Source organism: Brevibacterium sp. RIT 803 (assembly GCF_016892625.1).
Classification (GTDB): domain Bacteria; phylum Actinomycetota; class Actinomycetes; order Actinomycetales; family Brevibacteriaceae; genus Brevibacterium.
Map to the genome: position 1 here is coordinate 56,991 of NZ_JAFEMW010000004.1, position 21,061 is coordinate 78,051.

Sequence of the window (21,061 nt, forward strand, 5' to 3'; positions counted from 1 at the left end):
TGACATTCTAGACTGCACCCATGGTCAATGTCAGTGTTCTCTCTCAGAATCCGGCCGCGGTCAACTGCGGAATCATCACCGGCTCCCGCGCCAGCCTCATCGTCGACTCCGGTCCGGGGCCCAGCACAGCGAAGCATCTGGCCGACACGGCACAGCAGCTGAGCCTCGCGGTCACTGGCGGCGTCAATCCCATTGCTGCCGTCATCACTCATGACCATTGGGATCATTTCTTCGGCAATGCCACCCTTGCCGCAGCGGGAATCGAGACCTTCCACGTCTCCGAGTCCTTCGCCGGAGACCACGAGGCGACCGCATGGATCGCCCTCGACGCCGTCCGCACCGCCCCCGAGACGGCCGAATTCGCATCCGAGCTGCCCGAGGATCCGCGCGACCTCATCGTCGACGTCTCCCCCGTCGATGCCGCTGAGTCGGAGGTGATGCTCGACCTCGGGGACTGTCGGGTCGAATTCCACGTGCTGGGTGGGCATTCCACAGCAGATCTCGTCGTGCGCCTGCCCGATCAGGGCATCGTGTTCACCGGTGACCTGGTGGAGGAGGGAGCTCCCCCACAGGCAGGCGACGATGCTTCACTGAGCGAGTGGGTGACCAGCCTGCACACGCTGCTGTCCTTCCCCGAGACCACAGTGTTCGTGCCCGGGCATGGAGTGCCCGTTGACCGGGAATTCGTCGAACGTCAGCTTGAGGACATCGGCGGTCTGAGATCGAATCAAGCCGACGCCGAGGTGGCTCTGCCCGCACGTGCCATGCCAGGTGACCATGACCGGAGCTTCCCCCGGCAGCAGGTCATCTGCCCTGCCGGTGCAGGGCGGTGACGAGGTCTGAGCCGATGGCGCCGAACAGAGTCTGCGCCCACACGCTGTCGCCTTCGACATAGGGCCGGTCACCGTCGAAGATCCACTGCAGCTGGTTTCCGCGCTGTCGGTCGTTCTGACAGCTTCCGCAGACGGGCACGCGTACACCTGAGGCATCGGCATCGAGGCGCGTCGTGGACTGCGCCTCTCCGTGCAGCGGATTGATGGTGCACAGACTCTGCGGCAGTCCGCTTCGGGCACGGGGGCTGCGCTTCTTCTTCCTGGCAGCATCCACCTCGGCGATTTCGCGTCCCGCCTGCCGGAGAAGGACCATCGCCCCGGCCAGATCGATGCGTTCGGATGTTTCGTCGTCGACGATCGTGCGGGCCATCTGATAGGCGTCGAGTCCGCGCTCGACGCTGGCAGCACTCGCCGCATTGAGATTCTGCGTCTGCAGCCGATCGATCTCCCCTGCCAGTTGAGTCGTGTCGGCATTGATGGTCTCGCGCAGTGATCGCCGCTGCAGGCTGTCGACGCGGTTCAGCAGCCGATCGGGCAGCTGGAATCGCTGCTGCATCCGCTTCACCTCGCGACGCTGCCGTCGCGAGCGGGTGAACCAGATACCGGCGATGACGAGAGCGAGGATGAGTACCGCCCCGCCGAGGAACATCGGAGCAAAGGATCCCGAACCGTCAACGGTCTGGACCTCGCTGCCGGGCGCTTCCTGCCCGGTGACGGCTTCTTCTTGCTTGTATTCCTGCGGCTGCGCATAGAGGTCGAGGAGGATATTGAGCTTCGTCGTCGACGGTGAGCTGATGTTCCACTCATCGCGGGCGACCGACAACTGGTCCATCACCTGCATATTGAGGTCATGGTTGTCCGCGAAGTTCACATCGACAGCGATCTGGGATTCGCCGTTGATCATGATGAACGAACCTTCGCCCCCGTTGAACACCTTGATCTGCTCCAACAGATCTCGGTTCAGAGAGTGCTCATCGACCGCGATGACATAGACGTCATAGTCCAATTCCTTCGCCGTCTCCCGAGCCTGGTCGATGAGATCCGCGTTGAGAGACCCCTCGACCGCCCTGTCGATGTGGAACGGGTCGTCTTTGAGTGCCTCGGCAATCTGCTGTGCATCAGTTGTCACGTGTTCTGCTTCCTCTTCTTGATCGCTCTCCACGCCAGGACTCCCCCGATTCCCAGACCACCGCCGACGATGAGGCCGAGCGCCGCACCCCCGACGGCTGCACCGCCCGGATAGGCCAACGTGCTCGGATCGGTGGACGTGTCCTCATCAACGACGATCGGCTGCAGCTCATCGTCGAGACTTCGCGAGCTGCTGGACTTCGAGGCCTCGCTTTCGGCCGCCTTGAGCGCTTCCACGTATCTGCGCGCCACGGCCGAACGATTATCGTCGACGTCTGTGGCGACATCGTAGGAAGCCACGCGCCGGTCGGCTCCCTTGTCGGCAATACCTTCGGTCACTGCCCCGACTACGACCACTGTGGCGCGCTTATCGGGCAGCTCCTCGGCGATCCGCCCAGCCAGCAGTTGAGATTGTCCATCCGCATCATCGACCTGCGAGGTGGCCAGGAACGCGACGTAGATCGGCATGTCGAGGTCTTTGACTTCGTCTCTGATCGTCGCCAGGCTCTCGTCGTCGACTTCGAATGCCTGATAGGCGTCGATATAGATCGGGTCGGACTGCAGCGACTCTGCGATCGCCTGGTACCGGCTCCGGTCGTAGTTCGGGTCGTATCTGCCTTCGATGCGATCGAGATAGATCGAATCGACCGTGATCGTGTCGCCCTTTTCAGCGACGATGCGAGCATCTCTGGCCTCGTCGAATTCGGAGTGGCTGTAGATCGACGAACCGGTTGCGACAGCACCGACGATGATGATTGCCGCACCCAATTTCGCTGGCGTGTTCATCCTCGTCCTCCTGTCGGGGACGTCGACGGTGTTCCCAGTGACTCCAGGACTGCGTCTTCAAGGGGCTGAAAGCTGCCGAAGCCGGACAGTGCGTAGACATCGGAGCGCTGATAGTAGGGAACAGGCTTCTTCGATCCGGGTCGTTTGGGCACCATGAGGCACTGCGGCTCGTGCCCGTCGTTGATTTCGCGGCGACAGCGATCGCACATGTCGACTGTCAGCGTGGTCCCGTCCTGTTTGAGCGCGAACGTCTCGATCTTGTTTCGGTGGTGAGGGAAGAGGAAGCAGAACCGAGGCGCTTCGGAGCTGACCGTGGTCGAACCGCGAAGCCGAGCACGTACCCATTTGTGCGTGCTCAGCAGGTTCTCAACACCGAAGCGGTGCGAGAAGTCGACGCTCTGCGCCCAATCGGGATTAGCCGCGATGATCGACCTGATCGCCTCTTGCACTCGCCGACCGCGGTCATACAGCGACCATGCCTCTTCGGTGGACTCCTGCGGCTCGGGAAGCGGTTCGAGCGCACTTTCTACGCGCTCAGGCAGCTGTTGCGTCCTGACGGGGTCCGGTTTCGTCGTCAGCGAGTTCCGCCAGGAGTATTTTTCCCGACGGCGCAGCACCCAGATACTCAGCCCCAGGGCGGCAATAGCCGTCGCACCGAAGACGAGGGCGTCCGGGTTGTCATTGTCGAGTCCGGTGGCTTCGATGTAGTCCTCATTGCGATCCCCCGCATCGCGAGTGTCGAAGTCCGGGGGCGCCGGAGGTTCAGTCCCCTTCGCAGCCGCGACGAGAATCTGCAGCTGATAGGGCACTGCCAGCTCGACAGGCAGAAAGTCGTCGCTGGACGAACGGGCAAGAAAGTTCGAGCCCGGCGGTATAGCCGGCCCATTCGCATCGACGAGATAGGCGTAGGATCGCGCGGCATCGTCTGCCTGGCTGAAGAGGACGATGGTCTGTTCTCTGCCGCTGTCTTTGTGCATCGCATATGCGAGATCAGAGGTGAAGCGGGCCCATCTCGGCTCGTCTGATCTCGGCAGCGCAGGCGTAATCGCGACGAAATGGGCAAGGGCCGACTGCCCTGTCTGCTTCGATGCTTGCTCGACCGCTGTCTTCTGACTGTCGGTGAGTCCCGGCGCAATGATCGGATCGATGAACAGAGGGTCGCTCTGCCAGGCGTCACGGTATGTGGAACTCAGCTTCTTCAGCAGTCTGGTGTCGGTGGCACTGTCAGTCACCACTTAAGAATAGGTCAGGGCAGGCTGTCGCCGAAGTCGCGGCACGCAGCCGTCCTGCAACATCGCCGGCTCGCACTGTAGATGCGAAGAACCCCACAGCATCGGCTGTGGGGTTCTTCGAAGAGGCAGCAGTCAGACTGCTGCCAGAGAAATCACTTGAGGGTGACGGTTGCGCCCGCGCCCTCGAGAGTTTCCTTGGCCTTCTCGGCTGCGTCCTTGGACACGCCTTCGAGGACGGCCTTAGGAGCGCCGTCGACCAGGTCCTTGGCTTCCTTCAGTCCGAGGGAGGTGATCCCACGAACTTCCTTGATGACGGGAACCTTCTTCTCGCCAGCCGATTCGAGGATGACGTCGAATTCGGTCTGCTCTTCGGCAGCCTCGGCAGCGGCAGCAGGTGCAGCGGCAACTGCAGCGGCAGGTGCAGCAGCTTCAACTTCGAAGACCTCTTCGAACTTCTTGACGAAGTCGGAGAGTTCGATCAGTGTGAGCTCTTTGAAGCCTTCGATGAGCTCTTCGGGGGTGAGCTTAGCCATGGTGGCCAGTCCTTCCTTTGGTGGTCACTTTGAGCGACCGGGTTTATGGGGTGTTGCTCAGGCGTCTGAAGCAGGAGCGTCGTCCTGCTTCTCGCGCAGAGCGTCGACAGTGCGCACGGCCTTGACCATCGGAGCGGTGAACAGGTAAGCCGCCTGGTGGAGGCTTGCCTTCATGGCACCAGCTGCCTTTGCAAGCAGCACTTCGCGTGGTTCGAGGTCGGCGAGTTTGTTGACATTCTCAGCACTGAGGACGGCACCATCCCAGTAGCCGCCCTTCAATACGAGCTGAGAATTCGCCTTGGCAAAGTTACGCAATGCCTTTGCAGCCTCTGGTGGTTCACCGTTGACGAATGCGATCGCGGTGGGTCCGTTGAGGAACTCATCGAGATCGTTGATTCCGGCTTCTTTGGCTGCAATAGCAGTGAGCGTATTCTTTACCACGGCGTAGCTGACGTTCTCACCGAGTGAAACGCGCAGATCTTTCATCTGCGCAACGGTGAGACCGCGGTACTCGGTCAGCAACACAGCGTCGGAGTTCTCAAACTGCTGTTTGAGCTCCTCTACTGCGGCTGCCTTGTCTGGCCTCGCCATGGTAGTTCCTTTCGTACAGTCGCCGATCGTGTCCCAACGCCAAAAAAAGCGCTCCACGCAGGCATGCGTGAAACGCTTCGAATGATGAGATCATAGGAACTCATCGGAAGAATCTCGTGCTCACCTGCGCAGGTCACTCCAGTGGAGTCTTCGTTTCCGGGCAACAGGATCCGATTGCGAATTCTGCTGGTTCCGAAAAGACCGACGGTCTTGGGTAGTTGAAGTCTATCGAAGGACTTCGCGCCAAGTCCAATCGATGGCCGAGATGCTGGCCACACTCCTGCCGGCACCTGGACGGCTGCCACCACCAGTGCCCGCTGGCAAGCCTCCGGGCGCTGCGTACCCTGCAGAGAGGCTGCGCAGTGCCCGGAGGCTTGTGGTGACCGAGTGGATCAGTACTCGATGACGACTCGACCGTCGATCTTGCCGTGGATCATCTCGTCGAAGATCGCATTGATGTCCTCGAGCGGCCGCTTGGTGAACGTCGGGTGGATCTTGCCCGCTGCGTAGAATTCCAAGGCTTCCACCATGTCCTGGCGGGTGCCGACGATCGATCCGCGGATCGTCAGCCCCTTGAGGACGATGTCGAAGATCGGGGCCGGGAACTCGCCCGGGGGCAGCCCGTTGAAGACGATGGTCCCACCTCGGCGAGTCATTGAGATCGCCTGCCCGAATGCTTTCGGGTGCACCGCCGTGACGAGCACACCGTGTGAGCCTCCGACCTTCTCCTGGATGATGTCGGCCGGCTCCTCGGCAAAGGCGTTGACCGTGATCTCCGCTCCGTGCTTCTTCGCCAATGCCAGCTTGTCGTCAGCCACGTCGACGGCGATGACGCGCATCCCCATCGCCACCGCATACTGCACAGCGATGTGGCCGAGCCCGCCGATGCCTGAGATGACGACCCATTGCCCGGGCTTCACCTCGGTGCGCTTGAGTCCCTTGTAGACGGTGACTCCTGCACACAGTACGGGCGCAATCTCATAGGGGTCGGACCCCTCCGGGATGATGGCGGCGAACTTCGTGTCGACGAGCATGTACTCACCGAACGATCCGTCGATGCCGTAGCCGCCGTTGACCTGCTGTTCGCACAGCGTCTCCCACCCTTGGCGGCAGTGCTCGCATGTTCCGCAGGCACTCCACAGCCAAGCATTGCCGATCATCTGTCCGACCGTGACATCGGTGACGTCGGGTCCGACCTTCTCGACGGTCCCGACACCTTCATGTCCGGGGATGAGGGGAACCTTCGGCTTGATCGGCCAATCGCCGTGCGCCGCGTGCAGATCGGTGTGGCAGACTCCCGAGGCGATGAGCTTGATCAGCGCCTGCCCTGGTCCGGGCTCGGGAATCTCGTTGTCGCCGACGGTGAGATCCTGGCCGAATTCGTTGACGACTGCTGCTTTCATGTCTGACATCATTGACTCCTTTGTGATGATGTGAGGTGTGCTGTTGTGCGTCGCTGCCACCGGGGCACCGTCGCGTGAACTCAGAGAAGGACTCGTCTCAGAAGAAGCCCTGGGCGTTCTCCGAGTAGCTGACCAGCAGGTTCTTCGTCTGCTGGTAGTGGTCGAGCATCATCAGGTGGTTCTCACGTCCGATGCCGGAGGCCTTGTAGCCGCCGAAGGCCGCATGTGCCGGGTAGGCGTGGTAGTTATTGACCCACACACGGCCAGCCTGGATGTCCCGACCCGCACGGTAGGCGGTGTTGCCGTTGCGCGACCAGACGCCGGCGCCCAGTCCGTAGAGGGTGTCGTTGGCCGTGGCGATGGCGTCGTCGTAGTCGCTGAAGGTGGCCACCGAAACGACCGGGCCGAAGATCTCCTCCTGGAAGATCCGCATCGTGTTGTTGCCCCGGAAGATGGTCGGCTGCACGTAGTAGCCGCCGGACAGGTCCCCGCCGAGGTCGGCCCGGGCTCCGCCGGTGAGCACCTCGGCGCCCTCCTGCCTGCCGATGTCGAGATAGGACATGATCTTCTCGAACTGGTCGTTTGAGGCCTGCGCACCCATCATGGTGTCGGTGTCCAGCGGGTTGCCCTGCACGATCCTCTTCGTCCGTTCTGCAACTGCTTCGAGGAAGGGATCGGCGATCGATTCCTGGACCAGTGCGCGCGACGGGCACGTGCAGACCTCGCCCTGGTTGAGGGCGAACATGGTGAAGCCCTCTTGGGCCTTGTCCCAGTAGGCGTCATCCGAGGCATTGACGTCATCGAAGAAGATGTTCGGGGACTTGCCGCCGAGCTCGAGCGTGACCGGGATGATGTTCTGCGAGGCGTACTGCATGATCAGACGACCGGTCGTCGTCTCACCGGTGAACGCGATCTTCGATATCCGCTTGTTCGACGCCAGGGGCTTGCCTGCTTCGAGCCCGAAGCCGTTGACGATGTTGAGAACTCCCTCGGGAAGCAGGTCGGCAATGAGTTCCATCAGGACGAGGATCGAGGCCGGAGTCTGCTCGGCAGGCTTGAGGACGATGGCATTGCCTGCGGCCAGCGCCGGCGCGATCTTCCACACGCCCATGAGGATCGGGAAGTTCCAGGGAATGATCTGTCCGACCACGCCGAGCGGCTCATGGAAATGATAGGCCACCGTATCGTCATCAAGCTGTGAGAGCCCGCCTTCCTGAGCACGGATGGCTCCCGCGAAGTAGCGGAAGTGATCGATGGCCAGGGGAATGTCGGCGTTGAGGCACTCACGGACGGCTTTTCCGTTGTCCCAGGTCTCGGCCACCGCGATCATCTCGAGGTTCTCCTCGATCCGGTCAGCGATCTTATTCAGGATCACGGCGCGTTCTGCGGGCGAGGTCTTGCCCCAGGCCGGAGCCGCCTTGTGCGCGGCATCGAGTGCGAGCTCGATGTCCTCCGAGGTGCTGGCGGGTACCTCGCAGAACGTCTGACCCGTGATGGGCGTGGGGTTCTCGAAATAGTTCCCGTTGACGGGAGCGACCCACTGTCCGCCGATGAAGTTCTCATACCGTGACTTGAAGGTGACGAGCGATCCGTCTTGACCAGGCTGAGCGTAAACAGTCATTGCAACTCCTTTGATGCGTATGCGGCGATCGGATGTCTGTCTCCGATTGCTCCACACGCTACGCAGGGCAACGTTGCATGTGGGTTGCATCACAGCAGAAGGGCTGTCAGCTCCAGCTCCTCGGGCTCAGCAGCCGAGGGCTTCGAGACGCACGACGGCCGCGTTGCGTTCGGGTGCTTCGGGAGGGGCAAGGCGCAGCACGGACATCAGCACTTCCGAATCCTCGCGCGCTTCGGCCAATCCCGCATAGCGCCACAGCTGCTGCCAGGTTCCGTTCTGCAGCAGGCTCTCCCGAATCAGCGCCTGCAGCTCAGCACCGATCTCCCGGATGCCGGGGGCATCGGATTCGGGCAGCACCTGCCCCTGATAGAAGTTGAGGGCGGTCTCCACGTCCCCTTGGGCCAGGCCCCGGTGCGTGCGCTCGACGTCGCTGTCGATGTCTCCACGGAGCCGGTAGGGGCGGGCATCGAGGCGCAGGTCGCCGAGGTGGTCAATCGTTCTGCGCAGACGCGCGATCTCCGCCCGGACGGTGACTTCACTTCCACCGAGCGCCCACAGCCGGTCGGCGAGCCCGGCGCTGCTGATGCCGCCGGGGTTGCGCGCCAGGAGCAGCAGGATCTCAGCATGTCGTCCCGACAGCGTGATTCGGGTGCCATCCGGGCCCGATAGCTGGGGACGAGCCCCGGTGACTTCGAGATAGACACCGTCACGGGTACCGACAGGAGACAGTCCACCGGAGTCCGGGGTGTAGAGCTTCGACAATCCGACGCCGGCGGCCTGAGCCGTGGAGTTCAGCAACGGCAGGACGATGGACGATACCGCGTCATCGCCGCCGGTGACGTCGATGATGCCAAGGACGTGACCGGTCAGCGGATGGGTCACGGGCACTGCACTGCAGCTCCACGAGTGCACCTCTGCGGAGAAGTGCTCGGCCTGACTGATCTGCACGGCACTGCGCGAGCGCAGAGCGAGTCCGGGGGCGGAGGTTCCCATCACGTCCTCCGACCAGTCAGTGCCTGGCAGGAAGCCCATGGATTCGGCACGGCTGCGGACGGCGCGCTCACCCTCGACCCACAGGAGACGCCCCTGCTCATCACCGAGCGCCACAAGCAGCCCTGCCTCCTTGGCGGGTTCGATCAGATGCGACTGCAGCAGGCCCATGATGGAGTGGAACGGATGACGGCGCCTCACCTCGGCGAGCTGATCGGCCTCATAGGCCATGCGCACACGTACTCCGCCCGGATCACGAAGACGGCCGAGGGATCGATTCCAGGACTCGAGGACGGCGGGGCGGACTCCCGGGCCCGAACTCTCCGGAGCGGTCAGTGATGCCAGATTGTCATGGGCACGACGGACGATGCGCTGATAATCATCGCGAAGCAGCGGAGTCGAATGCATGGCGGAGCTGTCCACCCCCATCGGCGGTTGGCACACAGTGGTCTTCAGTGATCACAATCTATCCGCGATACCTCCTCCGGGCAAGGCCGAATGATGGTTGCCGGGGAACAGAAAGGGCGGGAAGTGATCGCTCACTTCCCGCCCAGAACTGCTGAACGCGGTTCAATCCCTCACAGGGATCAGACTACGCGCATCGATGAACCGTCGATCGGAACGGCAGGACCGTTCGATGTCGTCACGGTTGCCTTCGAGATGTAGCGGCCCTTCGAGGAGCTCGGCTTCAGACGAAGGATCTCTTCGATCGCTGCATCGAAGTTCTCCTGCAGTGCTTCCTCGGAGAAGGAGACCTTTCCGATGATGAAGTGCAGGTTCGAATGCTTGTCGACGCGGAATTCGATCTTTCCGCCCTTGATCTCGGTCACTGCCTTGGCGACATCCATGGTCACGGTGCCGGTCTTGGGGTTCGGCATCAGGCCACGTGGACCCAGAACCTTACCCAGACGTCCGACCTTGCCCATCATGTCAGGGGTGGCAACAGCCGAGTCGAAGTCGGTGAAGCCATTGGCCACCTTCTCCAGCAGGTCATCGGAGCCGACGAAGTCAGCACCTGCTTCACGGGCAGCTTCTGCACGGTCGCCGGCAGCGAACACCAGGACCCGAGCGGTCTTACCGGTACCATGCGGAAGGTTGACGGTGCCGCGCACCATCTGGTCCGCCTTACGTGGGTCAACACCCAGGCGGAGGGCGACCTCGACGGTGGCATCGTACTTCGCCACTGTGGTCTCTTTGGCCAGTGCGATTGCCTGAGCCGGTTCGTATGTCACATCTGCGGCGATCTTCTCTGCCGCGGCCTGATAGGCCTTTGAACGCTTTGCCATCTGCTTCTCTCCTTGCAGTCGTGGTGCGGGCTGCGCGAGCCCTACCACAGTGAAATGTCTGGTCTCAGACCTCGATGTCGGTGGTCACGCCCATGGAGCGAGCGGTGCCGGCGATGATGCGGTCAGCCTGATCCAGGTCATTGGCGTTGAGGTCAGGCATCTTCGTGGTGGCGATCTCACGAACCTGGTCGGCGCTCAGGTGAGCAACCTTGTCGGTGTGAGGAGTAGCCGAGCCTGACTTCACGCCTGCAGCCTTCTTGATGAGTTCTGCAGCCGGTGGGGTCTTGAGAATGAAGGTGAACGAACGATCTTCGAACACCGTGATCTCGACGGGAACGATGTTCCCGCGCTGGGACTCTGTTGCGGCGTTATAGGCCTTGCAGAATTCCATGATGTTGACGCCGTGCTGGGCAAGCGCCGGACCAATCGGAGGCGCCGGGTTAGCGGCACCTGCCTGAATCTGGAGCTTGACGAGGCCGGCTACCTTTTTCTTGGGAGGCATATTCGGTCCTTAATCTTGAAGTTTCGATGCGCCAGAGAAATACGGCGCATCGTCCGAAATCGGCTTCCGATGGGAACCGAGATCAAACCACACCAGTATTCCATGCCTGCAGACCCTGGAGCAAATGTCGGTGACAGGCATCACTGGGCGTGAATGGCGAAAGGGCCCGGAGATCACCGGGCCCTTTCCTACCGTGAAAATCTGCTCAGAGCTTGGACACCTGGTTGAAGCTGAGCTCGACGGGAACGTCACGTTCGAAGATCGACAGCAGCACGGTGAGCTTCTGTGATTCCGGACGGATCTCCTGGATCGTTGCGGGGTGGCCCTCGAAGGAACCCTCCTTGACGAGCACGGATTCGCCGACCTCGTACTCCACCTCGGTGATGGGGGCGGATTTCGCGGCCTGCTCGGCCTGCACACCTTCGGCGGCAGCGGCTTCGGCCTGGCGCTCTTCGAAGATCGGAGCGAGCATCGTGAAGACCTCGTCGATGGACAGCGGAGTCGGGTCGTAGGCGTTGCCCACGAATCCGGTCACGCCCGGGGTGTGGCGAACCGCGCCCCATGACTCATCGGTGAGTTCCATGCGAACGAGCACGTAGCCCGGAATGCGCACGCGACGGACCTGCTTGCGCTGGCCGTTCTTGATCTCGACGACATCTTCCATCGGCACCTGGGACTCGAAGATGAACTCTTCGAGGTTGAGGCTGATGGAACGGTTCTCAAGGTTCTGCTTGACGCGGTTCTCGTAGCCTGCGTAGGAGTGGATGACATACCAGTCTCCCTCCTGCATGCGCAGTTCCGACTTGAACTCTTCGGCCGGGTCGACCTCGGCGGCAGCAGAGGTCTCATCCGTCTCGACTGATTCGGCTGTTGCGTCATCGCCTGAGGCGACATCATCGGAGGCTGCTGCGGCACTGTCATCGTCAGAGACGTCGGCCTGGTCAGAAGCGGCACCGTCGGCAGGCGCCTCCTCAGGGACAGCCTCGTCAGCTGGCGCGTCGTCGACCAGCGCGTCGTCGGCGCTCACAGCGGAGGTTTCGTTCTCGACGTCTTCCACCACTGGTGCAACGCTCGACTCCTCTGGAGTGGCGTTCTGTGTCTCAGGGGTTTCCTGCTCAGGTGAACTGGTATCCGACACCGATCAATTCCTCGCTTCGCGTGTAGTGATTCCCATATGGGAGTGAAGGGTCTGCAACGTGTTTGAAATCCAAGTGATCACCGCTGGGGGTGAGTCACCACAATGGCCACAGCGGTGTTCCGCCGAAGACGAATCCGACGAGCTTGCCGAACACGAGGTCGAGAACTACCACGAGAAGCATCATGAAGAGGATGAAGCCCAGCACAACCAGGGTGTAATTGACCAGTTGCTTACGTGTCGGGGTGACGACCTTCTTCAGCTCCGCGATGACCTCGCGGAAGAACTGCAGGATTCGTCCGAAGAACCCGAGCTGCTTACGACTGGTGCCTTTGGGCTGATCTCCAGTCTTCTTTGCCGGTGTGTCTTCCACACATCCTCACTCGGTCGGTTTCCATTGGGACAGCACAATTGTTCAAGCCCGTCGAGGACGGCGTTTCGCCGATATGACTCAAGCAGATATCAACTGCGCAGGGGTGACAGGACTCGAACCTGCAACCTACGGTTTTGGAGACCGTTGCGCTACCAATTGCGCCACACCCCTTCGATTCGACACCCTCGATCCGTGTTCCCCGAGTTGTGTCCAACCACGAGAAACGAGCATACCGTCTGTGACCGCCGTTAGTCGAACCGGGCTCCCATGCCTGTCTGAACTCGACGTCCTCGCCCCTTATCCCTCCTCGCCCGCGGCCTGATTCTGCGGCGGCTGACCGACCAGCGGCACAGGCTCCGGGAAGGTCCTCCACGGCTCGATAGTGACCGTCTTGTCGGGGCTGACCGTGACGATCTGGACGTCGATGGGCCGTTTGGTCTGATTGTCCACGCGCACGATGCTCAGTTCCGCGTCCATCTTCAGCGGCCCCGGGGTCAGTGCGTTCGCCAGGGCACCGCCTGTCGTCGAACTCACATATCGGACTCCGCTGCCCAGGGGCTCCGGGCCGACTCGTCTGTGCCAGTGTCCGCTGAGGCTGTACGGCGCGCATCCGGAGCGCAGCGACGGCGCCCCGACCCGCGCATCGTGGATGAGCATGATGTCGAAGTCGCTCGCGCAGGCCTCGTCGTTGAGCTTCTTCGCGTACTGATCGGCGGTGAGATCCGTCTCAAGCTGCGGACCGGATCCGAACACAGTCCGTCGAGGATCCGGTCCGCCGAAGAACGTCACTCCGCTCATCTTCGCACTCGTGTCGTCGAGGACCTTCCACCCCTGGCCCCTCGCGTGATTCGTGGTTTCGGCGGAGTCGTGGTTGCCCTTGACGATCATCCGCGGCAGCTTGTCGGGCAGCTCATCGTCGAGTACGTCAAAGCAGTAGTTCTCCGCCGTGGTGCCCGTCATCGTCACGTCTCCCCCGTCGATGTAGGCATCGGCGTCGCTCATCGAAGTCACCGCGCCGACCACCCGGGCCATACCGATGTTGCAGTGCAGATCCGAGCCGAACACGAATGTCGATACGTCTGCGTTCAGCCCGTCCTCGTCTCCGCCCGGGCGAGGCACCATCCCCTGATCCGACCAGTTGCCGGTCTGGGGGCGCGTGGTCCATTGAGCGCGCAGGTTCTCCAGCACTTGGTCGTAGAAGGCGTCGTTGTCGTCGGAGAAGTCCTTGACCGCTGTGAACGCGGCATCGATGACCCCGCCGAGGCGGCCCGTGACTTGTGCACCCGCCAATGGGGTCCCGTCGAAGGCGGGATCGGCGTCGAGAGGTTCGGGGCGGTTGAGGACTGCTGTGCCGACACTCGCCAGTACGAGGATGGTGACCAGGCCGATGCCGATGAGCTCCTTACCGACGAAGGCCCTCCCGATCCCGGCGAGCCGAACGGGCCCGAGGATGAACGCCATGGCCACGACCACGCCGCTGATGAGGCAGACGGCCAGGGCCCACCGGGCCAGGATCTCTGTGGTCAACCCGTCGACGACCTCGTTGACCTGTGCCTGTGGGGCTGAGAACAGGGAAGCGTAGGAGGCGATGTCACCGCCCAGAGCATCGACCGCTCCTCCCCCGACTCCCTGCTCCGATCCTTCGGAGGCATCGTCTGATCCGTCGGAGGAATCTCTGTCAGAACGCCGTTCGGAGGCACCTGTGTGCAGGTCGTCCTCGTCCGCTCCGGAGACCGGGATCTGTCCGATGTCGACAGTCAGCCCCAGCCCCAGAGGCAGATAGTCGTCTGCGGGGACGAGCAGCTTGCCCAACGGACCGAAGTCAACGGTCAGCCGGGAGTCTGCCGTGATCTGATAGCGGGCCTCATGCGGGCCGAAGCTGAGGTCAGCACGTGCAGATAGGAGCGCCCATGGCAGGGTCACAGCTGCGACCACAACAATGAGGATCAGTAGGGCTGAGGTTCTCCGACGCGGCGACACAGACTGCATTCCAGACCACGGTCTCAGAGCGAGCAGGCGATGAACGTGGGTTCAGGCTCGAGGATGATGCCGAACTTCTCATCCACCCCGTCGACCACGGCGCGGGCGAGCTCAAGGACGTCGTCCGTCGCCGCCTGGCCGCGATTCGTCAGTGCCAGGGTGTGCTTGGTCGACAGGCTTGCCCGACCCTTCCCGACGCTGAAGCCTTTGGAGAATCCCGCATGTTCGATCAGCCAGGCGGCCGAGGTCTTCGTCCTTCCTTCGATCGTCGATCCGCTCAGTGGATCGGTGACCGGGTAGCGGGGCGCCTCGGCAGGCAGCGCGGCGGGGTCGTCGACGATCGGGTTCGTGAAGAAGGAACCAGCTGACCAGGTGTCGTGGTCGTCTGGGTCCACAACCATGCCTTTGGACCTGCGCAGGGAGATGACACTGGTGCGCACCAGCGTGGCCGGCACCGACTCCCCGATCTCGACTTCCAATGCCGAGGCGAGCTGTGCGTAGCGCACCGGCAGGGAGTCCGGACTGCGGTGCAGATCGAAGGTCACCGACAGCACCAGGTACTGGGCAGTGCCAGTTCTCTGCTGCGCACGTTTGAGCACCGAGGTGCGGTAGCCGAACTCGAGTTCGACGGCGCTGAGGTGACGGACCTGGCCGGCGAGGCGATCGAATACCTCGACCGAGGTGATGAGTTCGGCGACCTCTGTTCCATAGGCGCCCACGTTCTGAATCGGAGTCGCTCCGACGGAGCCGGGGATCCCGGACAGGGCCTCGAGACCCGAGAGACCGCAGCCGAGGGTGAAGGCGACGAATTCGTCCCAGTTCTCCCCAGCCTCGGCAGTGACACGGGTTTCGGTCTCCGAGATATCGGTCATCGTCACACCCTTGGTGGCGACCACGCACACGTCGGCGTCGAAGCCGGCATCGGAGACGAGGAGGTTCGATCCGCCGCCGATGAAGAGGACATCGGCCGCGGGTTGAGCCGACAGACTCAGGGGATGTTCACGAGAGAAGTCCACGAGATCGTCCCTGGTCGTAGCGATATGCAGCTTGGCTGCTGGGCCGCCGAGGTGGAACGTCGTGAACTCTGCCAGATCATTCGTCACCGCGAGACTCGGATCTGGGTGCGGCTGAGAACATCCTGGTCACCGGACTTCACCGTGACGTCGATGCGAGCGGTGCCCACAGCCCCGTCGACGGCCCCGACCACTGCGGTCATCGACAGGGTGGCGGTGGGTGTGGCCGGTGTGCCGGATTCTGCGTCGGGGACGAGCACCGGCGCGGAGAACCGTGTCCGGTAGTCGACGATCGCGCCCGGATCTCCGATCCATTCGACGATGGGGGCGATGACGACGGCCATCGAGAGCATGCCGTGGGCGATGACTCCCTCAAGACCCACCTCGGTGGCGAAGCGTTCGGACCAATGAATCGGGTTGTGATCGCCTGAGGCGCCCGCGTAGTCGACGAGCGATGCCCGCGACAGGGGGATCTCGGCTTCGACGACGGTGTCCCCGATGGTCAGCTGGGAGAAGTCGGTGACGCTCATTCTCCGTCTCCTCTCACAACGATGGTCGAACTCACTGTGACGACCGGCTGTTCGGCGGCGTCGGTGATCTCTGTGCGGGTGGTGATCATGGCGTTGCCGCCCGACGCGCGCACGCCGTCGACGTGGGTCGTGGCGTCCAGACTGTCACCGGCGACGATGGGCCGGGTGATGCTGAACTGCTCCGAACCGTGAACGACCTTGGAGAAGTCGACGCCGGACTCGGGGTCACTGATGTAGGCCGCTTCGGACTTCTGCGCGATGATCACGGCGAAGGTGGTCGGCGCCACAACATCGTGATAGCCGAGAGCTGTCGCTGCCTCGGTGTCGAAGTGATAGTCGGCCTTCGCATTGGTGGCCAGCGCGAATTCCGCGACCGCCTCCCGCGACACCTCATAGGGGCGTGGCAGAGAATAGCTGGTTCCCTGCTTATCGGTATTCACCGGCATAGTGGCTCTCTTTCGAAAATACGTGGTGATCCCAGCCTAGCGGCCCCTCACCACGCGAGGGGAATTCACCCGACTGGTACGTGCGACCTCGGATTTGACCGCGAATTCGCATCGGGTTCATCCAATTGATGCACCATCGTCCTCAGCCCCCGAAAACTGGTATAGGTTGTTGCCCACATCACGTTTGGCGTTCGGCATCCGAGTCATCTCCGCGATGAAGCGGGCGAACGGCTCAGGTGACTGCGAGCAGTGAGCCCAGATGTATTGACAAGGAGCAGTGCCATGACGAAGAATCCTGCAGGCCCAACCCCGTCGACGACGACTGGGAACACGGACGGGTCGGGGACGCCGACCAGCACGCCGGGCACGGGAGCAGGCGCGAACAGGCGTGTGGTCAAGGATGCTGTCGCGGTTCCCGGCACCGGTCGAGCAGTCAGCTCGATCGAGGCTCGCATTCCCGATGCCGCTGCCACTGCGCCCCGGGCAGTGCCGGCAGCCACGCCCACCCCAACTTCCACCTCGGCGCCGGATCCGGCAGATGTCGAAGTCCATGTCGGCACCGACGCCGCCTATGCGGGCAAGGAGGCCGAACGGGTCCAGATCCGCCGCCCGCTGCGCAACATCTCCGAGGTCCGCCACTTCTTCCGCACCAACATCACGCCGATCTATTTCATCGGTGCGACCCCATTCAACCTGCTCGGCCTCGACCGTTGGGTCCGGAACTTCTCCTACATCACGTACTACGACGGATGGGACGGCGGGCATCCCCGCGTGTTCTCCCCGCGCTACAAGCCGTTCGTCGAATTCGACAGTGGTGAGGCGATCAACAACTGGCTCCTCCTCAACGCCGAGGTGCGCGCCCATATGACGGCGAATGTGCCCCATGGTGAGCGGCCCAAGGTGGCCATGGTCTTCTTCGACGAGGAGACCGAGCGGATCTGCCGCGAACTCGGCTACGACCTCATCCTGCCTTCGGCGACGCTGCGCAACCAGCTCGACTCGAAGATCGAGACGACGAAGCTCGGCAATGAGGCCGGGGCCTTCTCCGTGCCGAATGTGCTCACCACGGCCGACACGTATGCCCAGCTCAACGCCGAGGCCGAGAAAGAGAACCTGGGCACCGACCTCGTCGTCCAGACGCCCTACGGGGATTCGGGGAAGACGACGTTCTTCATCGCCGCCGAGGAGGACTGGAGCCGGCACAAGCACGACATCATCGGCGAGCAGCTGAAGATCATGAAGCGCATCAACAACACGCCCGTGGCGGTGGAGGCCGTCATCACCAGCAGCGGAGTCGTCGTCGGCCCGTTCCTCACCGAACTGGCCGGCTTCGCCGAACTCACCCCGTACAAGGGCGGCTGGTGCGGCAATGAGATGACCCCCGATGTGCTCACGGCGGACCAGCGCACACGCGCCAGGGAGCTGGTGCGGCGCATGGGCGAGGGACTGCGCATGCGCGGCTACCGCGGATTCTTCGAGGTCGATGTGCTCGTCGATCTGGACTCCGATGACGTGTATCCGGGCGAGCTCAACCCGCGCATCTCCGGAGCCTCGGCGATCACCAACGTCACCGCCGGAGCCTATGCCGACGTACCGCTGTTCCTGTTCCATCTGCTCGAATACCTCGACGTCGAGTTCGATCTCGACGTCGATGAGATCAATGAGCGGTGGGAAGAGCTCTCCGGGGCCGATGAATGGAGCCAGATGGTCATCAAGGAGACCGCTGACATCACCGAGTACATCACGCACTCACCGCTGACCGGTCAGTACTTCCTCGATCAGTACGGGACTCTGACCTACAAACGCCCCGCGCTCGACTGGCATCCCCTGCAGAACGGCAATGAGGTGTTCTTCCTGCGCATCTTCGGGGCCGGCGAATACCGGTGGAAGGGGGCCGACCTCGGTGTGCTCGTGACGAAGAACCCGCTGCAGACCACGGCCGGGGGTCCGAACGCACTGAGCATCCGGGCCAAGCACTTCATCGATTCGATCCGTGCGATGTACGCCGGTGTGCCTGTTGCTGTGGAGGATCCTGCACCCGCTCTGGGGGGTCCAGGAGCAAAGGGCGATTGACTTCCGTGGTGGTAATCTCATCACGGACTGACGCAGATACCGCAGACTGCACGAGACGAATTCGAAGAGGTGGAGAGTGACCGAGACGTCGCCGGACAATACTGTGCCCGTCGCCCCCGTCATCGACAAGGACAACTGGCAGGATGCCGAAAACGTCCGCTGGTCCTTCCAGCACGTCGATCAGGTGCTGCCCACCACGCCGATCTCGCGCGGGACCGGACCTGTGGCAGAGCTGTCCGTGGAGCTGCAGGACCTGGGCGGCATCGAGATTCCGAAGACCGAGTTCTCCGAGGCTCGCAGCGTGCGCAGCGTCATCGAGGCCAGCGACACGGATGCGTGGATGGTCATGCACAACGGCACGGTGCTCACCGAGGAATACTTCTCCACGATGCGACCGGAGACCGAACACCTGCTGATGTCGGTGAGCAAATCACTCGTGGGCACGGTGGCCGGTGTGCTCGTGGGCGCCGGGGATCTCGATCCGAACCGTCTGGTCACCGACTACGTTCCCGAGCTCGCATCCTCCGGATATGCCGGGGCCAAGGTGCGTCACATCCTCGACATGCGCTCGGGGATCAGGTTCTCGGAGAACTACCTCGACCCGAAGTCGGAGGTCAGGCGGATCGAGGAGTCGATCGGCTGGTCTGAGACGAGCCCCGAGGGCCAGGCCAAGGGCATGTATGAGTTCCTGACCACGCTGGAGGCGAAGTCCGAGCACGGCGGGGTCTACGAATACCGCTCGTGTGAGACCGATGTGCTGGGCTGGGTGTGCGAGAAAGTCGCCGGCGAGAGCATGCAGGCCCTCATGTCGCGCGTCCTGTGGTCGCGGATCGGAGCCGAACGCGACGCGCTCATCGCCACCGACCAATACGGTGTGGGCATGTTGGACGGTGGCATCAACACCACGCTGCGCGACCTCGCTCGCTTCGGCTACCTGTATGCGAACCGGGGAGTCTCCCTCACCGGTGAACAGGTGGTGCCGACCTCGTGGGTCGGGGACACGCTCACCGGTGATGAGGACACCAGGAAGGCCTTCGCCGAGGGCCCCGATGACAATCGGATGCCCGGCGGAATGTATCGGAACCAGTTCTGGTTCCCCTTTCCGGATTCGCACGCGTTCCTCGCCCTGGGCATCCACGGGCAGATGATCTACATGAACCCGGGAGCCAACTTCGTCGGCGTCAAGCTCTCCAGCTGGGGCCTGCCGCAGGATGCTGCCAAACTGTTCCCCACGATCCGGGCCTTCGACGCCCTGGCCACAGCAATCAGCGCACCGATCGTCGACTGACTTCTCCGGCTGCCATGTGAATCAAGCGGCTGCCCTGTGAACCATGCGGCTGCCCTGTGCGTCAGGTGTCGATTCGCACTGTGCGAAACGGCGAGAACCACAGGCCGACAGCGGCCAGGGTGAAGATCCCAGCGGCGATGATCAGCGCGAGTTCAGAGCTCGTGGCCGCAGCGAGGATTCCGGCCAGCGGCGACACGATGACCACGACTGCGCGATTCGTCGATCGCATCGTCGTGTTCGTCCGCGCCTGGAAGCCGTCGGGTGTGATCGACTGTCTGTAGGCCATTTCGTGGGAGTTGCTCAACCCGATGCCGAATCCGTGGAGGAAGACTCCGACGAAGAGGACGGGCACCGCAACGGCGCTGACCGTTGCCGCCAAGAGGACGAGCACTCCGCAAGCCGAGCACACGTGCGCGAGGATCACTGCCCGACCATTGCCCACACGCTCCCCCGCCGTGCGCGAGCTCAGCGCGCCGATCATTCCGCCTGTGCCGCTGCCGGCCATGACGATGCCGAACCAGAAGGCGTCGATGCCGATGTCGTTGAGGAAGTAGTCTGCGGTGACTGCCGCAAGGATGGCCTGCGCGGCGAACCACACATGGGTCCATACGGCGAGATGTCTCAGGCTCGGAGTCGAATAGACCCACTTCAGCCCGGCCCCGATCTCCCGGCGCAGGTTCGGCTCGTCTGAATCATCGGCCCGCGATCGGTTCGGTTCCTCAACGTGGATGAGAGAGACGACGACTGCCGAGAACAGGAAGGTGCCTACGTTGACGAGCACAGCGAACGGCGCCGCGATGACCGCGAGCAGCGCACCGCCGATGGCCGGACCCGCCGTCTCTGCGACGGCGTTGGTCCCGTCGATCCTGGCATGGGCGGACTGCAGGCTCCGTGTCGGAATGAGACGGGGTACGAAGGCCTGTGAGGCACTGTCGTTGATGAGAGTCGCCGTTCCCAGAACCGCTGCAAGCAGAAGCAGCATGCTCAGATTCAGCAGGTCAAGGCACCACAGCACCGGAATCGCACACAGCAGCAGCGCACGCACGAGGTCGCTGGCAATCATGACGGGCCGCCGGCGCACCCGATCGATGAGCGCACCCAGCACGAGGCCCAAGAGGAGATAGGGAAGCCACCTTGCTGCGTTCATCCAGCCCAGGCCGACGGTTCCTGCGTGCAGGTAGTCGACGACGATGACCTGCAGAGTCAGGAGGGTGATCCAGCTGCCGAATCCCGATACGGTTTCGCCCGCCCAGAACCACCGAAATGCTCGGGGCAGCTGCGCGCTCATGGCTTCAGGTTAGCAAGGCGCTGTCGTTCG

General features: G+C 62.6%; 20 protein-coding genes and 1 tRNA gene. 3 read left to right on the forward strand and 18 right to left on the reverse strand.

The genetic code is table 11. From position 1 onward, the window contains the following. The first annotated feature begins 20 nt into the window (after nucleotides 1-20). Entirely contained in the window at nucleotides 21-833 is an 813-nt protein-coding gene (locus tag JTF07_RS13340) for an MBL fold metallo-hydrolase (protein WP_204234746.1), read from the forward strand. Here JTF07_RS13340 and JTF07_RS13345 read toward each other — a convergent pair. From JTF07_RS13345 to JTF07_RS13425, 17 genes are all read right to left on the reverse strand, one after another. Then, complete coding sequence (locus JTF07_RS13345) at nucleotides 805-1,962, reverse strand: hypothetical protein (RefSeq protein ID WP_204234747.1); 1,158 nt, start codon at nucleotides 1,960-1,962, stop codon at nucleotides 805-807. The genes JTF07_RS13340 and JTF07_RS13345 overlap by 29 nt on opposite strands. After that, on the reverse strand, nucleotides 1,959-2,747 hold the full coding sequence (locus JTF07_RS13350) for a hypothetical protein (protein ID WP_204234748.1): 789 nt from the start codon (nucleotides 2,745-2,747) through the stop codon (nucleotides 1,959-1,961). The genes JTF07_RS13345 and JTF07_RS13350 overlap by 4 nt, the downstream gene beginning before the upstream one ends. Continuing rightward, nucleotides 2,744-3,979 carry a hypothetical protein gene (locus JTF07_RS13355; RefSeq protein WP_353843968.1) on the reverse strand — a complete coding sequence of 412 codons (1,236 nt, stop codon included), beginning with the start codon at nucleotides 3,977-3,979 and terminating at the stop codon, nucleotides 2,744-2,746. The genes JTF07_RS13350 and JTF07_RS13355 overlap by 4 nt, the downstream gene beginning before the upstream one ends. A 152-nt stretch (nucleotides 3,980-4,131) precedes the next feature. Further along, nucleotides 4,132-4,512, reverse strand: coding sequence for a 50S ribosomal protein L7/L12 (gene rplL / locus JTF07_RS13360; protein WP_204234749.1), 381 nt, complete (start codon nucleotides 4,510-4,512; stop codon nucleotides 4,132-4,134). 57 nt (nucleotides 4,513-4,569) lie between these two features. Next, the gene (gene rplJ, locus JTF07_RS13365; protein ID WP_143921969.1) at nucleotides 4,570-5,103 is read right to left on the reverse strand and encodes a 50S ribosomal protein L10; all 534 of its coding nucleotides are present in this window, start codon (nucleotides 5,101-5,103) and stop codon (nucleotides 4,570-4,572) included. Nucleotides 5,104-5,495: 392 nt separating this feature from the next. After that, the gene (gene adhP, locus JTF07_RS13370; RefSeq protein WP_204234750.1) at nucleotides 5,496-6,515 is read right to left on the reverse strand and encodes an alcohol dehydrogenase AdhP; all 1,020 of its coding nucleotides are present in this window, start codon (nucleotides 6,513-6,515) and stop codon (nucleotides 5,496-5,498) included. A gap of 88 nt (nucleotides 6,516-6,603) precedes the next feature. Beyond that, nucleotides 6,604-8,127: an acetaldehyde dehydrogenase ExaC gene (gene exaC / locus JTF07_RS13375; protein WP_204234751.1), complete on the reverse strand. Its 1,524-nt coding sequence runs from the start codon at nucleotides 8,125-8,127 to the stop codon at nucleotides 6,604-6,606. A 126-nt stretch (nucleotides 8,128-8,253) separates the two neighbouring features. Continuing rightward, nucleotides 8,254-9,525 (reverse strand): helix-turn-helix domain-containing protein, encoded by a 1,272-nt coding sequence (locus tag JTF07_RS13380; RefSeq protein ID WP_252199818.1) that lies wholly within the window; start codon nucleotides 9,523-9,525, stop codon nucleotides 8,254-8,256. A gap of 179 nt (nucleotides 9,526-9,704) precedes the next feature. Next, nucleotides 9,705-10,403, reverse strand: coding sequence for a 50S ribosomal protein L1 (gene rplA / locus JTF07_RS13385; RefSeq protein ID WP_204234753.1), 699 nt, complete (start codon nucleotides 10,401-10,403; stop codon nucleotides 9,705-9,707). 64 nt (nucleotides 10,404-10,467) lie between these two features. Continuing rightward, entirely contained in the window at nucleotides 10,468-10,905 is a 438-nt protein-coding gene (gene rplK / locus JTF07_RS13390) for a 50S ribosomal protein L11 (RefSeq protein ID WP_069599770.1), read from the reverse strand. Nucleotides 10,906-11,110: 205 nt separating this feature from the next. Further along, on the reverse strand, nucleotides 11,111-12,043 hold the full coding sequence (gene nusG, locus JTF07_RS13395; RefSeq protein ID WP_353843969.1) for a transcription termination/antitermination protein NusG: 933 nt from the start codon (nucleotides 12,041-12,043) through the stop codon (nucleotides 11,111-11,113). 94 nt (nucleotides 12,044-12,137) lie between these two features. Beyond that, nucleotides 12,138-12,413 (reverse strand): preprotein translocase subunit SecE, encoded by a 276-nt coding sequence (gene secE, locus JTF07_RS13400; RefSeq protein WP_204234754.1) that lies wholly within the window; start codon nucleotides 12,411-12,413, stop codon nucleotides 12,138-12,140. Between the two features lie 98 nt (nucleotides 12,414-12,511). Next, a tRNA-Trp gene (locus JTF07_RS13405) sits at nucleotides 12,512-12,584 on the reverse strand. Nucleotides 12,585-12,710: 126 nt separating this feature from the next. Beyond that, nucleotides 12,711-14,348 carry a metallophosphoesterase family protein gene (locus tag JTF07_RS13410; protein WP_353843970.1) on the reverse strand — a complete coding sequence of 546 codons (1,638 nt, stop codon included), beginning with the start codon at nucleotides 14,346-14,348 and terminating at the stop codon, nucleotides 12,711-12,713. A gap of 68 nt (nucleotides 14,349-14,416) precedes the next feature. Beyond that, entirely contained in the window at nucleotides 14,417-15,496 is a 1,080-nt protein-coding gene (locus JTF07_RS13415) for a UDP-N-acetylmuramate dehydrogenase (protein WP_204234755.1), read from the reverse strand. Next, nucleotides 15,493-15,936, reverse strand: coding sequence for a MaoC/PaaZ C-terminal domain-containing protein (locus tag JTF07_RS13420; protein ID WP_204234756.1), 444 nt, complete (start codon nucleotides 15,934-15,936; stop codon nucleotides 15,493-15,495). The genes JTF07_RS13415 and JTF07_RS13420 overlap by 4 nt, the downstream gene beginning before the upstream one ends. Continuing rightward, nucleotides 15,933-16,382: an FAS1-like dehydratase domain-containing protein gene (locus tag JTF07_RS13425; RefSeq protein WP_204234757.1), complete on the reverse strand. Its 450-nt coding sequence runs from the start codon at nucleotides 16,380-16,382 to the stop codon at nucleotides 15,933-15,935. The genes JTF07_RS13420 and JTF07_RS13425 overlap by 4 nt, the downstream gene beginning before the upstream one ends. Nucleotides 16,383-16,664: 282 nt before the next feature. On the opposite strand from JTF07_RS13425, the gene JTF07_RS13430 reads away from it, so the two are divergent. Together JTF07_RS13430 and JTF07_RS13435 are read left to right on the forward strand one after the other, a co-directional pair. Beyond that, complete coding sequence (locus JTF07_RS13430) at nucleotides 16,665-18,455, forward strand: biotin carboxylase (RefSeq protein WP_204234758.1); 1,791 nt, start codon at nucleotides 16,665-16,667, stop codon at nucleotides 18,453-18,455. A 76-nt stretch (nucleotides 18,456-18,531) separates the two neighbouring features. Further along, the gene (locus tag JTF07_RS13435; protein ID WP_204234759.1) at nucleotides 18,532-19,743 is read left to right on the forward strand and encodes a serine hydrolase domain-containing protein; all 1,212 of its coding nucleotides are present in this window, start codon (nucleotides 18,532-18,534) and stop codon (nucleotides 19,741-19,743) included. Nucleotides 19,744-19,804: 61 nt separating this feature from the next. Here JTF07_RS13435 and JTF07_RS13440 read toward each other — a convergent pair whose 3' ends face one another. After that, a complete protein-coding gene (locus JTF07_RS13440) occupies nucleotides 19,805-21,031 on the reverse strand; it encodes an MFS transporter (RefSeq protein ID WP_204234760.1) in 1,227 nt (408 codons plus the stop codon). Between the last annotated feature and the right edge of the window lie 30 nt (nucleotides 21,032-21,061).

What these genes read in the sequence shown, in the direction of transcription:
- JTF07_RS13340 (WP_204234746.1), top strand. Translation starts at nt 21, where the DNA reads ATGGTCAATGTCAGTGTTCTCTCTCAGAATCCGGCCGCGGTCAACTGC.
- JTF07_RS13350 (WP_204234748.1), bottom strand. Translation starts at nt 2,747, where the DNA reads ATGAACACGCCAGCGAAATTGGGTGCGGCAATCATCATCGTCGGTGCT.
- rplL (WP_204234749.1), bottom strand. Translation starts at nt 4,512, where the DNA reads ATGGCTAAGCTCACCCCCGAAGAGCTCATCGAAGGCTTCAAAGAGCTC.
- rplJ (WP_143921969.1), bottom strand. Translation starts at nt 5,103, where the DNA reads ATGGCGAGGCCAGACAAGGCAGCCGCAGTAGAGGAGCTCAAACAGCAG.
- adhP (WP_204234750.1), bottom strand. Translation starts at nt 6,515, where the DNA reads ATGTCAGACATGAAAGCAGCAGTCGTCAACGAATTCGGCCAGGATCTC.
- exaC (WP_204234751.1), bottom strand. Translation starts at nt 8,127, where the DNA reads ATGACTGTTTACGCTCAGCCTGGTCAAGACGGATCGCTCGTCACCTTC.
- JTF07_RS13380 (WP_252199818.1), bottom strand. Translation starts at nt 9,525, where the DNA reads ATGCATTCGACTCCGCTGCTTCGCGATGATTATCAGCGCATCGTCCGT.
- rplA (WP_204234753.1), bottom strand. Translation starts at nt 10,403, where the DNA reads ATGGCAAAGCGTTCAAAGGCCTATCAGGCCGCGGCAGAGAAGATCGCC.
- rplK (WP_069599770.1), bottom strand. Translation starts at nt 10,905, where the DNA reads ATGCCTCCCAAGAAAAAGGTAGCCGGCCTCGTCAAGCTCCAGATTCAG.
- JTF07_RS13420 (WP_204234756.1), bottom strand. Translation starts at nt 15,936, where the DNA reads ATGAGCGTCACCGACTTCTCCCAGCTGACCATCGGGGACACCGTCGTC.
- JTF07_RS13425 (WP_204234757.1), bottom strand. Translation starts at nt 16,382, where the DNA reads ATGCCGGTGAATACCGATAAGCAGGGAACCAGCTATTCTCTGCCACGC.
- JTF07_RS13430 (WP_204234758.1), top strand. Translation starts at nt 16,665, where the DNA reads ATGACGAAGAATCCTGCAGGCCCAACCCCGTCGACGACGACTGGGAAC.
- JTF07_RS13440 (WP_204234760.1), bottom strand. Translation starts at nt 21,031, where the DNA reads ATGAGCGCGCAGCTGCCCCGAGCATTTCGGTGGTTCTGGGCGGGCGAA.